At 40.2% G+C, this 14,133-nt stretch carries 20 protein-coding genes and 1 other annotated feature; of the genes, 16 read left to right on the plus strand and 4 right to left on the minus strand.

Features of this window, described 5'->3' with window-relative positions:
- The first annotated feature begins 477 nt into the window (after positions 1-477).
- From CUU66_RS20050 to CUU66_RS20060, 3 genes are all read left to right on the plus strand, one after another.
- Positions 478-789, plus strand: a complete 312-nt coding sequence (locus CUU66_RS20050) for a hypothetical protein (RefSeq protein ID WP_101645182.1) — start codon at positions 478-480, stop codon at positions 787-789.
- Positions 790-906: 117 nt separating this feature from the next.
- On the plus strand, positions 907-1,167 hold the full coding sequence (locus CUU66_RS20055; RefSeq protein WP_101645183.1) for an alpha/beta fold hydrolase: 261 nt from the start codon (positions 907-909) through the stop codon (positions 1,165-1,167).
- 162 nt (positions 1,168-1,329) lie between these two features.
- Positions 1,330-1,788: an alpha/beta fold hydrolase gene (locus CUU66_RS20060; protein WP_101645184.1), complete on the plus strand. Its 459-nt coding sequence runs from the start codon at positions 1,330-1,332 to the stop codon at positions 1,786-1,788.
- 153 nt (positions 1,789-1,941) lie between these two features.
- On the opposite strand, the gene CUU66_RS20065 is transcribed toward CUU66_RS20060, so the two are convergent.
- Positions 1,942-2,928, minus strand: a complete 987-nt coding sequence (locus tag CUU66_RS20065; protein WP_101645185.1) for an NAD(P)-dependent alcohol dehydrogenase — start codon at positions 2,926-2,928, stop codon at positions 1,942-1,944.
- 312 nt (positions 2,929-3,240) lie between these two features.
- Between CUU66_RS20065 and CUU66_RS20070 the strand changes: the two genes are divergently transcribed.
- From CUU66_RS20070 to CUU66_RS20090, 5 genes are all read left to right on the plus strand, one after another.
- Positions 3,241-4,107: a DMT family transporter gene (locus CUU66_RS20070; protein ID WP_101645186.1), complete on the plus strand. Its 867-nt coding sequence runs from the start codon at positions 3,241-3,243 to the stop codon at positions 4,105-4,107.
- A gap of 82 nt (positions 4,108-4,189) precedes the next feature.
- Positions 4,190-4,408, plus strand: a complete 219-nt coding sequence (locus CUU66_RS20075) for a hypothetical protein (RefSeq protein WP_101645187.1) — start codon at positions 4,190-4,192, stop codon at positions 4,406-4,408.
- A gap of 38 nt (positions 4,409-4,446) precedes the next feature.
- Positions 4,447-5,424, plus strand: coding sequence for an NAD(P)-dependent alcohol dehydrogenase (locus tag CUU66_RS20080; protein ID WP_101645188.1), 978 nt, complete (start codon positions 4,447-4,449; stop codon positions 5,422-5,424).
- Positions 5,425-5,474: 50 nt separating this feature from the next.
- On the plus strand, positions 5,475-6,002 hold the full coding sequence (locus CUU66_RS20085) for a DinB family protein (RefSeq protein WP_101645189.1): 528 nt from the start codon (positions 5,475-5,477) through the stop codon (positions 6,000-6,002).
- 205 nt (positions 6,003-6,207) lie between these two features.
- Positions 6,208-6,981 carry an alpha/beta hydrolase gene (locus CUU66_RS20090; protein WP_101645190.1) on the plus strand — a complete coding sequence of 258 codons (774 nt, stop codon included), beginning with the start codon at positions 6,208-6,210 and terminating at the stop codon, positions 6,979-6,981.
- 75 nt (positions 6,982-7,056) lie between these two features.
- On the opposite strand, the gene CUU66_RS20095 is transcribed toward CUU66_RS20090, so the two are convergent.
- Positions 7,057-7,524, minus strand: coding sequence for a DinB family protein (locus CUU66_RS20095; RefSeq protein ID WP_101645191.1), 468 nt, complete (start codon positions 7,522-7,524; stop codon positions 7,057-7,059).
- Between the two features lie 251 nt (positions 7,525-7,775).
- Between CUU66_RS20095 and CUU66_RS20100 the strand changes: the two genes are divergently transcribed.
- The 3 genes from CUU66_RS20100 to CUU66_RS24420 all read left to right on the plus strand — a co-directional run bounded on the left by CUU66_RS20100 (position 7,776) and on the right by CUU66_RS24420 (position 9,376).
- Positions 7,776-8,336, plus strand: coding sequence for a class I SAM-dependent methyltransferase (locus CUU66_RS20100; protein WP_101645192.1), 561 nt, complete (start codon positions 7,776-7,778; stop codon positions 8,334-8,336).
- 282 nt (positions 8,337-8,618) lie between these two features.
- Positions 8,619-9,167, plus strand: a complete 549-nt coding sequence (locus tag CUU66_RS20105) for a dihydrofolate reductase family protein (RefSeq protein WP_101645193.1) — start codon at positions 8,619-8,621, stop codon at positions 9,165-9,167.
- A 71-nt stretch (positions 9,168-9,238) separates the two neighbouring features.
- On the plus strand, positions 9,239-9,376 hold the full coding sequence (locus CUU66_RS24420) for a hypothetical protein (RefSeq protein WP_180955371.1): 138 nt from the start codon (positions 9,239-9,241) through the stop codon (positions 9,374-9,376).
- Positions 9,377-9,627: 251 nt separating this feature from the next.
- On the opposite strand, the gene CUU66_RS20110 is transcribed toward CUU66_RS24420, so the two are convergent.
- Together CUU66_RS20110 and CUU66_RS20115 are read right to left on the minus strand one after the other, a co-directional pair.
- Entirely contained in the window at positions 9,628-10,125 is a 498-nt protein-coding gene (locus tag CUU66_RS20110) for an STAS domain-containing protein (protein WP_101645194.1), read from the minus strand.
- 322 nt (positions 10,126-10,447) lie between these two features.
- Positions 10,448-10,993, minus strand: a complete 546-nt coding sequence (locus CUU66_RS20115; protein ID WP_101645195.1) for a GNAT family N-acetyltransferase — start codon at positions 10,991-10,993, stop codon at positions 10,448-10,450.
- A gap of 234 nt (positions 10,994-11,227) precedes the next feature.
- Here CUU66_RS20115 and CUU66_RS20120 point away from each other — a divergent pair, with 234 nt between their 5' ends.
- The 5 genes from CUU66_RS20120 (at position 11,228) to CUU66_RS25235 (ending at position 13,713) form a co-directional block, all read left to right on the plus strand.
- Positions 11,228-11,752 (plus strand): AAA family ATPase, encoded by a 525-nt coding sequence (locus CUU66_RS20120; RefSeq protein WP_101645196.1) that lies wholly within the window; start codon positions 11,228-11,230, stop codon positions 11,750-11,752.
- A 197-nt stretch (positions 11,753-11,949) separates the two neighbouring features.
- On the plus strand, positions 11,950-12,255 hold the full coding sequence (locus tag CUU66_RS25065; protein ID WP_257968078.1) for an MATE family efflux transporter: 306 nt from the start codon (positions 11,950-11,952) through the stop codon (positions 12,253-12,255).
- On the plus strand, positions 12,245-13,207 hold the full coding sequence (locus CUU66_RS20125; RefSeq protein WP_257968079.1) for an MATE family efflux transporter: 963 nt from the start codon (positions 12,245-12,247) through the stop codon (positions 13,205-13,207). Before CUU66_RS25065 ends, CUU66_RS20125 begins: the two co-directional genes overlap by 11 nt.
- Before the next feature lie 38 nt (positions 13,208-13,245).
- Positions 13,246-13,488, plus strand: coding sequence for a hypothetical protein (locus CUU66_RS25230; RefSeq protein WP_308302520.1), 243 nt, complete (start codon positions 13,246-13,248; stop codon positions 13,486-13,488).
- Positions 13,489-13,503: 15 nt separating this feature from the next.
- Positions 13,504-13,713 carry a GNAT family N-acetyltransferase gene (locus CUU66_RS25235; protein ID WP_308302521.1) on the plus strand — a complete coding sequence of 70 codons (210 nt, stop codon included), beginning with the start codon at positions 13,504-13,506 and terminating at the stop codon, positions 13,711-13,713.
- A gap of 134 nt (positions 13,714-13,847) precedes the next feature.
- Positions 13,848-14,113 (plus strand) — a binding site (T-box leader).
- Positions 14,114-14,133: the final 20 nt, after the last annotated feature.

Here is a 14,133-nt window from a genome sequence, read left to right on the forward strand (position 1 = left end):
AGCTCCGGACTGACACCTTCGGTCATAAGCCAATCGCCATTAAAAGGCAAAATCGGCCTTTCAGTGCCGCTCGTCTTATGCCGGTCAGGTGTCTGCTTTTCTTTTAGTGTTTTGCCTCTAATTAAAAAAGATCATCATTCAGCTTTTGGATGGATCTTTTCTTGAAAAGCACCGTCCTCCGCTTTTCAATCAGGTGAGACCCCACAGGCGAAGCCGAGGAGGCTCGGGCGCCCGCCCCTAAGGTCCGCGAGCATCCTCACGTTCCAATCAACCCCTTGTTCAATAACAACAAAGTTTGCCGAAAACAGCCTATAAAAAAAACAATCAGTCATATCCAGAGTATTTTGGAACTGTAAAATAAGGATATTGGTGTCCATTCCATCATTGTAAGAAAAATGTTAAATGTCATATTAAGGTAATTTACCAAAGGGATAATGTATACTATATGATATAAATAACGATTATGGAGTGGATTCAATGAATGGAGATCGTGCAAATTGGCTGGAGACACTTAAAGTGGGGGATTTGGTAGGCATTAAAGAAGTTACAGAAGGAATTGGTCATACGTACACGTATTCATCGGATGAGATTACTGATAGGACTAGTGGATCCATTACAGTTTCATCTGGCTTAGTTTTTGATTCCAAAGGAATCAATGAGACCATCACAAATACACAGGTTAGTTTTGTGTACGAATTGGTTCCGTTAACAGATGAAGTGAAACAAAAGGGCAAATTTTATCACATAAAAAAGCTGATAAATTTAATAACTACAGGTGGGATTCAATAGGACTTCAAGCGATTCTTTAATTGGGGATCGCTTCTTTTATGTCTATAATCCGGTCGGATTCTGGAGGAGGAAACCCTAAAATTATTCAGGAAAAAATTTCCACGCGAGGTGAGGAGAATGATGCCACTGGTAAACGGCGAATATTCCATTATGTTAAATGGTATAAGTCATTGGGTCAAAGTGGACGGAGATGAAAATAACACCGTTCCGTTAATCCTCATACATGGTGGTCCAGGAGGAAACCATTATACGTTTGAAAGAACGGCGGGACCATTGCTCTCTAAAAAGAGAACGGTTGTTTATTACGAACAGCGGGGCTGTGGGAGATCGGAAAAGCCTGATTGGGATGAGGACTATACGATAGATTTACTGATTTGAGATTTTATAGAATTGAAGAAATGGTTAGGGGTCGAAACAGTGGATTTATGAGGGTATTCGTTCGGAGGAGAATTAGCCCTTGAATTTTCTCATGCTGCTCCTGCTGACATTAATAGGATAATCCTGTCCGGTCCAAGCCTGATAAGCTCAGGGATTCAAAAAATGGTACAGATATCCGGGTTTATATCTATTGCGGATAATGAACTCCTGAATAAAATTATATCTCTTCACAAGGCAGGTTTATCTATTGATGAGCTCTACGAAAAGATATGGGGAATTGTCGATGCCGAAACAGTAGATTTATTGCTATTTGAAAATCAGGAAATCGCTAAGGTGAACAGGAAACTATGGGAAGAAAGCAATTTAGTCAATACAGGGCTGATGATGAAAGTCTTGCAGTCTAGTAACAGATCTCCTTTGCTGCATAATCTTAAGAACATAAAACAACGCGCCTTAATAATGACGGGAGCCTTTGACAGGAATACAGGACTGTCTATTTCTAAGATCATACAAAGAGAACTGCCTCACTCTAGCATGGTGATATTTGGAAAGAGTGCACATTTTCCTGAGCTGGAGGAAACAGAAAAATTTGTTAGAGTAGTAGAGGAGTTTTTAACATAAGATTTGCCTAGAAAAGCTATGGAAATAATCAAGACATTTCAATAGAAAAAAAACCCTGCTCTCGAATAAAAAGCAGGGATTTTTGGAATGGAATCAAATGGTTTACCAAAGAAGTCAACGCTCTAGCTTTTTTCCAAACTTATAGTGATTCACTTAGGATTTGTTATTAGGATCAACTGTTATGACAACATTACCTTTTTTATGTCCTTTCTCGACATATCTATGAGCTTCCGCGATTTCTTCAAATTTATAGGATCTGTCAATGACCACTTTTAAATTTCCTGCCTCAACAAGTTCTTTCAAGAAGTTCAGAGCTTCTGAAGTTTCAGGAGAGTTCCGGCTCAACATTATTTTCTTGGTGCTTGTCAATTTTGTCTTCAGCATCCGTAAACTCGGTAACGGTTCAGTGATGTTTATATAAGTACCGCCTTTCTTTAGCAGCTTTATACAATCTGAAAACGTACTCTTGTTTACTGCTTCAAAAAGTACATCGTATGTCTCGTCAGTACTATAAACATCTTCTGCTGTGTAATCAATGACTTTATCTGCACCAAGTGATTTTACCCATTCTAAATTATTGGTACTGCACACCCCTGTAACTTCAGCTCCGAAATACCTGGCAATCTGAACGGCATAGCTTCCTACACTTCCAGAAGCACCATAAACCAGAACCTTTTGGCCCTTTTGAATATCAGCTTTTCTAAGGAAATACAGGGCTGTGCGGGCACCAATTGGAATGGCTGCAGCTTCTGCATATGTAATATTGGAAGGCTTAATACACACTGGACCATATTCCGGCAGGCATTTATACTCGGCATAAGCACCAAAACCCTGAAGCGAGGCTGCAAATACCTGGTCACCTGCTTTGAACCTTTTGACATTTTTCCCCACCCTCTCCACTACACCAGCCAACTCCATCCCTAATATTTCTTTTTTGGGGTGTCTGAATCCCAGTGTGAGCCGGGCAGGCAGCCAAAAAGCTTTAGGAACAGTAAAGCTCCGTGACCGAATATCTGCTGCTGTTACGGTTGCTGCTTTTACTTTAACCAAAATTTCATGTTCTTTGGGAAAAGGTTTTTCGACCTCTTTAAGTTGAAGAACGTCGGGGGGACCATACTTGGTGTATACAATTGCTTTCATTTATCCACCTCCATCCGATTTACTCATTAATATCATACGAAATACCCAAATTAATAGAACGATGGATTCTCTCCTGTTTTCATGATTGTATGTAAATCGATTAGAAGTAAAACCGAATATGTAATTAAAATCTAAGTATAGATAAAAAAGTGATTGACCTTTGTACACATATCAGGATTTCATAAGACTGGAGAAAAATTGGAAAAGAAACCGTTCATAAACAAATGAATATATTAGTAAGGCAATCTAAGTTTCTGTTCAATCTGTATATTCTCCTGCAGTTTCAAATTTACAACAAGAGGAGAAATTTTGATGAAAACGAAAGAATTAGCTTCTTTATTTGGGTTAGCTGCTTTATGGGGATCTTCATTTTTATTTGTACGTCTTGCTTCGCCGGCGATTGGTCCGGTTCTTACTGCTCAGGGGCGTGTGACCATTGCCGCTGCTGCTTTATTGATTTACATCTTTGTGATTGGCAAGTCGACTCAATTTAAACAGTACTGGAGGCACTATATAATAATCGGTGCACTGAATGCTGCCATTCCATTTACACTCGTTTCTTTTGCAGCCCTTCATTTGAACTCATCTATGATGGCGATCATTAATTCGTTGACACCTCTATTTACAGCGCTGGTTGTCTGGGGCTGGATGAAAGAAAAGGTAAGCATTAAAAAGTGTGCGGGTATCTTCATTGGTATTTCTGGTGTGGTTATATTGGTTGGTTGGAGTCCGTTACCGTTGACCGTAGACGTTTTGGCTGCTGCCGGATTTTCCATACTTTCAACCGTATCCTATGGATTTGGTGGAGTTTATGCGAAATTGAACTTTAGTCAAATCCCGCCTCAGGCTGTTGCCTTTGGGCAGCAAATGGGGGCCAGCCTGCTTATTTTTCCCTTTACCTTATTTACTCTGCCAGAATCAACATCAGCGGTTACACCTACTGTTGCATGGTCGGTTGTTGGTGTGGCCCTCCTCAGTACAGCTCTGGGATACATCCTCTATTACTACTTAATTACAAATGTCGGTCCAACCAAAACAGTAAGTGTTACATTTTTAATTCCTTTGTTCGGTATGATATGGGCCGTTGTATTCCTGCATGAACAAATAACGACTGGAATGATTGTTGGGCTTATTGTTATACTGTCGAGCATTTTCTTAATTTCCGATGTACAAACTTAAGGAAAACATTAATCATATATTAAATGTTTATGGGCAGAAACTATCTATCTGCCCCTTTTTGTATGTTCTTTAGGAAAGGGGATTGGCAAGCGGGGATATACTGAAAAAAGTCTTAAGAATAGGAATGAGCCTGAAAGACACTTTGAGTGAATTGTTGGCAGGATGTTCGCGGCAGGCTCGATTTTTACAAAATACAAGCTATGATCAAAGATATAAACTTTCGGGCGGCGATACTGGGAAGGCCAATAAAGTTTGTGGTTTAAGTCTTGAATATTCAATGCATGAATATCCTTTGAATTAAGGGCTCTCTGTGTTCATTAATAGGTAAGGGGGAGAGGGATGAAGGCCATATTTTATGACAAGTACGGTACACCGGATGTACTGGAGTTGAAGGAAGTTGAAAAGCCGGTCCCCGAAGACAATCAGGTACTGGTACATATTCATGCAGCTTCCATCAATTATGGGAATCTCGTACTTTTGAAAGGGGAACCATTCTTAGCCCGTTTTGCTTTTGGTCTGTTTAAACCGAAATACTCCATTCCCGGAGGCGACATTGCTGGCCGTGTGGAATCGGTGGGTGCGAACGTTAAACAGTTTCAACCTGGTGATGAGGTGCTGGGTGACCTTTCCCGCTGTGGCTGGGGCGGTTTTGCTGAGTATGTGTCTGTACCCGAACATGCGTTAGTACTGAAACCAGCCAGCCTTTCATTTGAAGAAGCTGCGGCGGTGCCTATGGCGGCTGTTACAGCCCTTCAAAGTATACGTGATAAAGGCAGGGTAAAGGCGGGACAAAAGGTGTTGATTCATGGTGCATCCGGAGGGGTGGGAACCTTTGCAGTACAGATTGCCAAATCTTTTGGAGCTGAAGTAACGGCTGTGTGCAGTACGAGAAATGTAAAAATTGCGAAATCCCTTGGTGCAGACTCTGTGATCGATTATACCAGGGAAGATTTCGCAAAAATGAACGACCGGTTTGACCTAATAATAGGAGCAAATGGATACCAGCCGATTTCGGTGTATAGGCGTGCTTTAAAAACAAATGGGATATTTGTCCATGTAGGAGGATCATCGGCTCAATTGTTTCAGGCAATGACTTTGGGCCCCTGGATATCACTTAGCGGGGATAAGAAGGTGCACAGTTTCCTACAAAGATCTAACCAGAAAGATTTGCAGCATATAAAGGACCTCCTTGAAAAGGGAAAGGTAAAACCAGTTATAGATAAGCATTTTGCCTTACATGAAGTTCCAGAAGCTTTCAAATATTTTGCAGAAGGACATGCTCAAGGGAAAGTGATCATTCAAATCGAGGCTCCCTAAAAGTAACACACTAACAAAAGTCACATCTCCCTGATGGAAGGAGGAAAGAAATGCACTTTAATCTTAAAGAATCTATTGAAATACTGGAGCGGACACCTAAAGCGTTAGAGCATTATTTATCAGGTTTATCCGAAGCGTGGCTGCTGGGCAATGAAGGTGAAGGAACCTGGAACGTGACAGAAGTGGTTGAGCACCTGATTCAGGCAGAAAAACATAATTGGATACCGAGAATGGAAATGATCCTGCAAGAGGGGGAGGGGAAACCCTTCCCGCCATTTGATCGTTTTTCCCATCTGCAGCAGGTCCATAAACAGACGATCAAACAGCAGTTGTTTGAATTCAATTCGATTAGGGCGGAAAATATAGATACACTCCAGAAACTGATAGATTCTGAAGTGTATCTTGAGAAAACGGGCTCACACCCTGAGTTTGGCACCGTAAAGCTAAGAGAACTGCTTTCTGCCTGGGTTGTTCATGATTTAACCCATACTGCTCAAATTGTCAGAGTTATGGCCGAGAGATATAGGACGGATGTTGGGCCTTGGATGGAGTACTTAGGGATATTGAAGAAGAAGTAAGGATGATTAGAAGTATTGGCTTAGAGGTGTATAGAGAAGTTTAAGAAAGTATAATGGATGCCATTAGATTACCCTAATGGTATTTGTTTTGTTATCATTCTTAAATGGTTTAAAATGGATACTGAACATTACCAATAGCAGTTCCTATAGTTATAGTTTGCAAGGCCAGAATTAAAGGTGAATCAATTTAGAAGGGATGGTCATATTGGCATTACTAAATTGTCAGTTTTATTCAGAGGTATTAAATCTTAGTACATCTATGACGGTCATTCTGCCGCAGCAGACTTCAAGTCAAATTGGAATGCAGAACAAAATCACGGGGGCTAAGCACCAGACTCTCTATTTGCTTCATGGCCTTAGTGATGATGATACCATATGGACGAGAAGAACCTCGATCGAGAGATATGTGGCGCCGCTTGGACTAGCAGTTGTGATGCCGCAGGTTCATCGCAGTTTTTACACAGATATGAAGTATGGCAGCAAATATTGGACATTTCTTACGGAAGAGCTCCCGTCTATTGCAAGATCGTTTTTTCCATTATCCGATAAGAGAGAGGATAATTTTGCTGCAGGACTATCTATGGGTGGATATGGAGCATTCAAATGGGCATTAAACCGGCCGGACCAAATTTCTGCCGCTGCTAGTTTGTCTGGCGTCACCGATATAGTGAGCCACGTAAAAAGGCCAAAAACACAGGACGTCTTCCATTTAATATATGGAGATGAACCTATATCAGGAACTGAACATGATTTGTTCTCATTAGTGGAAAAAACACATGAAAATAAGCCAAAGCCGCTATTATATCAGTGCTGTGGAACCGAGGATTTTTTATATGAAGACAATCTGCGCTTTAAAGAGGTATGTGAAAAAACGAACTACCATCTGACTGCTGAGTTTGGACCGGGTGATCACGAATGGGGCTACTGGGACAAAGCTATCCAGGATGTATTGGCCTGGCTTCCCTTGAGGACCAAATGATCTGCCAGGATTCAAAAGCCTCCAACTTGGAGGCTTTATTCGTTTGATTTAAAGATTTCATTTTCTATTCCTAAGCTAAAACGTCCTTATGATTAAATCAGAATTAACGGGAGCAAGCCCCATCTCTCTGGACCAGATCGACAGCTGGCCGATGTGATGGATTTCATGACTGATCACATGCTGTAATACTTTCTTGTAAGGAAAATACACTATATCTCCAGATCTTTTTTTCTTTACTAATACCTGTTCATTCATTTCATCTGACCAATCGGCTAGAAAAGGCTGGATAGTGTTCCTGGTCATTTCCGAAAATGCGATAACTTCCTCTAAGCTTTTAATAGATTCCTTATCTTTTTCAATTACGGGATTTTTCATTAATTGATATAACCATATCTGTTCACCATCTATTACGTGGAATAAGGTATGTAAAATGCTGCCCAGCCCGCCAGCCCGCTTTTGTAAAAGATCTTCAATTGATAGCTGGTCACACCAAGCAAACCAATCATTTCGTACCTGCCAATTATAATTAAACAGATCGAGCATAATAAAACTCCTTTTTACTTATATCTTACCAGACTAATCCTTTTAAAAAGATATTAAAAATACAAAAAATGCTAAATCAACTACACTTTTATAAAATTGGATGTTCCAGGAGAAACTTTTCAAAAAAATGGGAATACCTTGACTTTCCATGGTAAGCTTTATAGGCAGATATAGAAAGCCTAAGCTTTTTATATCAGAGGAAAACTAGTGTGCACGTAGAATAATTAAAGATAGATTGGGAGGCGGTCCAATTGTTGACAAAACAAGAGGAAATCAAAGTTGTGATTGGTGCAGGAGAGTACAATAATAATCCGGGGTGGCTGCACACACAGGAGGATGAATTAAATTTATTAAATTTAACAACCTGGGATGAAAAGTTTGATGAAAATTCAATAACGGCTATTTTAGCTGAACATGTATGGGAGCATCTGACGTATGAAGAAGGTATCGCTGCGGCGCAGCATTGTTATAAGTTCCTAAAACCTTCAGGTTACATCCGTTGTGCAGTCCCGGATGGATTTTTTAGAAATGATGAATACCAAAAGATTGTTAAGGTTGGGGGACCAGGACCAAAAGATCACCCTGCCGCAAGTCACAAGATTGTACATAATTATAAAATACTGTCTGCCATGTTTGAATCGGCTGGCTACGAAGTTAGATTACTGGAATACTGCGATGAGGAAGGTAATTTTCATACCAGTGAATGGGATGGCAATGAGGGTGTTATCTTTCGTTCTAAAAGGTTTGATCCTAGAAATCAGGGGGAAACACCGGTTTTTCCTTCTCTTATTGTCGATGCGATAAAACGCTAGATTCGAGGAGGGCTTCTTTTGACTAGGAGGATCTTGGTGACTTAAGGGATTGTAACAGCAGCTTCAGGGTTTGCGTTTAATCCTGCATTGGGTGTAACAGGGACACCTTAGCCCTTTTTCGCACTTTCTATACCATTGATTGTGATAGGCATAATATAGCTGATCTCTTCGAATGTAAAGAAATTCCTGAGATTTGCTGTGCTATTAAATACGTTTCTATCAATTGGAAACGTGCTTTGTTACCTGAGTTAACGTAACTTTATAGATAGGGAGAATGGAGCAGTGGAAAATCAACGTAGTTTAGTCTTATACATTGCGGCAAGTTTAGATGGTTACATAGCAAGGAATGACGAGTCCTTAGACTGGTTATTTAAAGTTGAAGGTGAGGGAGATAACGGTTATAAAAGTTTTTATGATACTGTAGACACCATCTTAATGGGACGGAAAACATACGATTGGATTATTTTGCATGAAAAAGGTAATTTCCCTTATATAAATAAAGAATGCTATGTGTTCTCAAGGACAGCCATGGAAAACAATGAGAATGTTACATTTTTTAATGGAGACATAGCTGAGTTTATGCATGAACTGAAAACAAAGGCAGGGAAAGCCATCTGGCTTGTAGGTGGAGGAGAGCTGTTACACTCATTCCTGAAAGAAAAGCTTCTTGATGAAATCATCATTACGCTGGCTCCGGTAGTAATCGGAAAAGGTATTCCCTTGTTTAAAGAAGATGAACTTGGAATAGAACTTACTTTAAAAGACATAAGGCGTTTTAATCAGTTTGCCGAGCTTCATTATAAAGTAAACAATAACCAACGTATGAAATAGAGGGAATATCTTCCAGTGTATAAGAAAAACTTTGCCTTGATTAGTTTATAGCGGTGAGGGAGGGCAGAAATATGGGCAATGGTCGAAAAAAGGATAAAGAAAATGAACCCAATCGAGAGTCCGGGTGGAACAGAGCATTATTTGCCAGCCCAACAGTTGGCGGGTTTATCGTAGCCAGTGAAATCGTCATTTACTTCATTGTTAGGTAACCCCCTTAATTAATTTCACGGGGCACGAGTTGAATCCCTTTTGCACACTTCAGTGAGATTCATTATAAAATGACCAAAGCATTTCTGAAAACGCCTCTCTATTTCACGGTCAAAAAATACGCATTGAATCTACCAATATCTATCCGCGTTGACACTTTATTTCACTCGCTAGGAGGGGAATGTAATACTTTGCAGAAAAGGAAGCCAAAAAAGAGAAATTGACTATGGATAAGATCAATTTCTCCAATTCATCATTTTGTTTTTTCAAGGGAAATTCCCTTTTGTTTCGCCAGGCTTTGGAGAGCTGCTCTAAAGGTTGAGAATGCATTCAATTCTTTAATAAATGAAAGGCCGGATCTGACCAGCTCCTGTGTGAATTGCGGATTGAAGCCTACGACCAGCACCTGGACTCCCATGAGTTTTAATGCACTATTCAAATCCCCGACGTATTGACTTAAAATGTTTAAACAAGTAACTTCACGAATAGATATTGCAGTGAAGTCAATTATTATTGAATCCACAGGATTGTCAGCTGTGTATTCTAAGATTTTGGGAATCATCACTTCAAAACGCTCGGGGGATAATTCACCGGTAATTGGAATGAGAATAGTATTCGGAATGATGGAGGGAATTATGGGAAACGACATTTGATGGACCATTTCCTCTAATTCTTGAACCCTGGCTGTTAAATGAGTTATTTGGTCTTTAAGTAAATCTATTTCATGATCTCTTTGTTGTTTTTGATCCATAGAACCTCGCAACTTTTCTTTTTATTGGTATTTATTATATACCCATCCCTTAACAGTTTAAAAGCAATTATTCTTTTATGTAAGAAACGCCCGTATATCCTAGGAGAGACCTCAGTGAAATGAATGATATCACCGATCTTCTGCCATGTAAACCAGTAGATTTTCCGTGCAGTCAACATCACCTTACACACATGAAGCAGCTAAAACCCAGGGGGATGCCAGAATAATGAATGAGTTTTGACTCTACTAGAATATAATTCTCAACTTGTTTAGATTACTTTAGAAATCAGGTCGGCAGGTAATACCGGGACTTACGCCGAGGCTAGTCATGGAACCTCCCCATAAGGATCGTGTTGTAATAATTTCCGTCAGAAAGACGTTTATCTTTTTTTAGTACCCCCTCAATTTCAAATCCATAACGGCGATATAAAGCAATTGCTTTTTCATTAGTTTCTAAAACGGCGAGGGTTATCTTTTTTATACCATTGGCTTCTGCCCAGTCAATCGAAGTCTGAAGCATTTGTTTGCCGATTCCGAGACCCCAATAGTCCTTCTGAATGCCAATGCCGAACTCCGCTTTATGAGAAAACCGTTTGAATGAATTTCCCTCACACCTTGAAAACCCTGCTAATTTCCCATTTACTTCTGCAATTAAAAATAAATTCCTGCTATCCTCGGTATCATTCCTTATTAACTCTCTAAAGCCGTATTCATCGATAAATCCCTCACCGGGTTCCCTATCCAAATTTTCAGTTTCGCCATCAATTTTCACTCTTAGCTGTGATAGTTCTTTTGCGTCTCCTTCTTGTGCTGATCGGATTATATAGTTTGCATTCTGACTGACGATTTCTTTCTGAGTTATGAGCATGATTCCACCTTACTTTACTTCAGATTATTAGAACTATATTTTTTAACTTTACAATCATTAACTGCAGCTAGATTTTCAAGATACAATTACTAAAAGACTCACCTGCACATATTGGTCCATTTGAAAGAACAGCGCTAACTATGTCCGTTCGACATAAATCCTTAAAATCCTTCTTTTAAAAAGGGTATTGCATACATGTATAGAATTAAATATATACGAGCAGGGGGGAAAACTATGCAAAAAGTGTATATCATATCAGGCCCGGCGGGTGTCGGGAAATCAACTACTGCAACAGCGCTTGCAAAAAAGTTAACACACAGTGCTTATATTTCCGGTGATTATGTCAGTCATATGCATATTAATGGTCGCAAAAAGCCCTGGGAAAGTAAAGAAGAAGTGTCGTTGATCTGGGATAATATCTTGAGTCTGACTGCGAATTTTATCCAATATGGCAATGATGTTGTCATTGATTTCGTAACATTTCCTTCTGAAGCAAATTGGCTGAAGAATAAATTAAAAGATATCAGTGCTGAAGTAAGGTACGTAGTTTTATGGACAGATGCTGATACATTGATCAAGAGAGATAATAGTAGAATAGAGGAAAATAGGATGGGGGAGCGCTGCCTGATTCTCATGCAAGAATTTAAGGAGTCATCGCTAGCCTCTCCACATCAATTTGACACAAGCGATAAAACTTCTGAAAATATGGATGCAATTATTGCTGAAATAATATTGAACGAAAAATATAGGATGGATTAAGTTAGGAGTATTCTTTACTCTAAACCTACAGATAGACAAATCTTAGAAACAAATAAAAATAGAAAATTAGCAAATATGTAGAAGGGTAGAAGAGTACATCAGCTTAGGGGGGACGATATGTCTGCCAAAACAGCAGCAATTGAACATAAAATGAACAGGCAGAAAATAAAGGTGATCCTCGCAAAGCGGTTCCAGCCATGATTGAAAATATCTTACAAACAGTCATAGGCTTTGTAGATACGCTATTCGTTGCAAAACTTGGACTGGATGAAGTAATGGCAGTTGGGATAGCCAATAACATACTGGTCATTTATATGGCGGTTTTCATGGCGATAGGAATAGGTGCTTCATCTCTTATCGCTAAAAGTATAGGGGCTGGAAATATTGAAGCCGCTAGGGCAGCCGCGAGACAAGCCACTATCCTTTCTGCCTTGGCAGGGATCTTGTTTGGCATGATCTCTTACTTTTTCGAGAGAGCCTTTACTCCAGTTAATGGGAGCTGAGCCTAAGGTCCTTAAAGAGGGAGCCATATATTTTCGCATTGTCGGTGTGCCATCCATATTGATTTCCCTCATGTTTATTTTTGGCAGCATTCTTCGGGCTGCAGGGGACACAAAGACGCCCATGAAGGTAAGCTGGTGGATAAATCTGGTCCATATCGGCCTGGTTTATATCCTGATCTTTGGCTTCAGCCATATACCCGGAATGGGAGTGGCAGGAGCAGCCTTAGCTACTGTTATTGTTCGGATTCTTGGAACAGGTATGCTGTATTACAAAATAAAGCAGTCATCCTTTTCGTTTTCACTTTTACACAAGCAAGCTGAATCACCCAGTGAATATAAATCACTCATTTTATTATCATCTCCTGCTGCCATTGAACGGCTTATTATGCGGCTGGGACAGATCGTGTATTATGGTTTAATTGTCCGTCTTGGAACAGAGACCTATGCTGCCCACACTATCGCTGGAAATATTGAAACCTTTTCCTATATGCCAGGATACGGGCTTTCCATTGCTGCTGCGACACTGACCGGCCAAAGCTTAGGTGCAGGGAAAGAAAGAGACGCCTATCAATATGGAATGCTCACCACTTACATAGCAGTCATTTTTATGAGTTTCATTGGCATTCTCTTGTTTTTCCTAGCCCCCTGGTTTGCGGCATGGTTTACAACTGAGCAAAGTGCAATTGATCTGGTGGTCACCGCGCTAAGAATTGATGCTTTTGCCCAGCCAGCCTTAGCGGTCGGTTTGGTGATGGCAGGGGCCCTGCAGGGTGCAGGAGACACGAAAAGTCCTCTGTATAGTACGGCAGTGGGAATGTGGGTCATCCGGGTAGCGGGGGTTTATGTGTTAGGAATCGTCTTTGGCCACGGAATTGCAGGGATATGGCTGTCGATCGCGATTGATCTCTGTGCTAGAGCCATCTTCCTATTTTTCGTTTCAGCAGGCTATTGAAGAAAGCTTAAAACATCTTTAGAGGAGGTATTTTAAACTTGGAGTTTGTACCTATAGATGTATGTAAACACCGGTATGTTGTTGTACCATTCCGCCGGGATTCTTTTACCGTAAGCTTTGGTTCAGACCAGGACTTCGGGACGGATGACGACTACATAAATTGGCTGGTAGAACAAATAAATCATGATTCTGACGGTTTTGTCTTGTTGATGGAGAACGAAACCCCCATCGGCCAGCTTGAACTAACAATCCGCGAATATAAAGGCAAAAAAATTGGATAACTGCATGTATATTATTTGATACCAGAAAATCGTGGAAAGGGCCTGGGTAAACAGCTCCATGCCTATGCCATCGGGTTTTTCCGCCGCCGTGGAATAAACGAATATCACCTTCGTGTATCTCCAAGCAATGTTCAGGCGATATCTTTTTACTTGAAAAATGGAATGACAAAACTAGAATCTGAATTGGATGGCAAAGTCATAAGGATGAGGGGAATAATCACCTGAGCTGCGAAAGAAATTACTAAAAAGACCATGATAAACGAAGCTGTATAGGAAAGGATACATATTTTTGTCATACATACAAAAAATAGATTCACAAAAGTGTCTTGCCTTGGTATTATAAGAAAAAGTAAAATATGGTAATTGCGATGAAGAGAAGAGTAGATAAAATGATTTCTTTACAGAGAGCTCCCCATGCTGAAAAGGAGTAAGAAAGCGTTTATTGAACCAAGCCTCAGAGCCTCATGCTGGAACTTGTTTTTAGGGGGATAGTGTGACAGGAGCTCCTGTTATAGAGCTAGGGTATACGTATTTGACCTTAGATAAATACCGTACCTAAAGAGGTTAATATGGTGACATATTAATAAACTGGGGTGGTACCGCGATATGAAATCTCGTCCCCAAGACTTATGGAAGTCTTGGGGG

This window comes from Peribacillus deserti, from assembly GCF_002863585.1.
Taxonomy (GTDB): Bacteria; Bacillota; Bacilli; order Bacillales; family DSM-1321; genus Paraperibacillus; species Paraperibacillus deserti_A.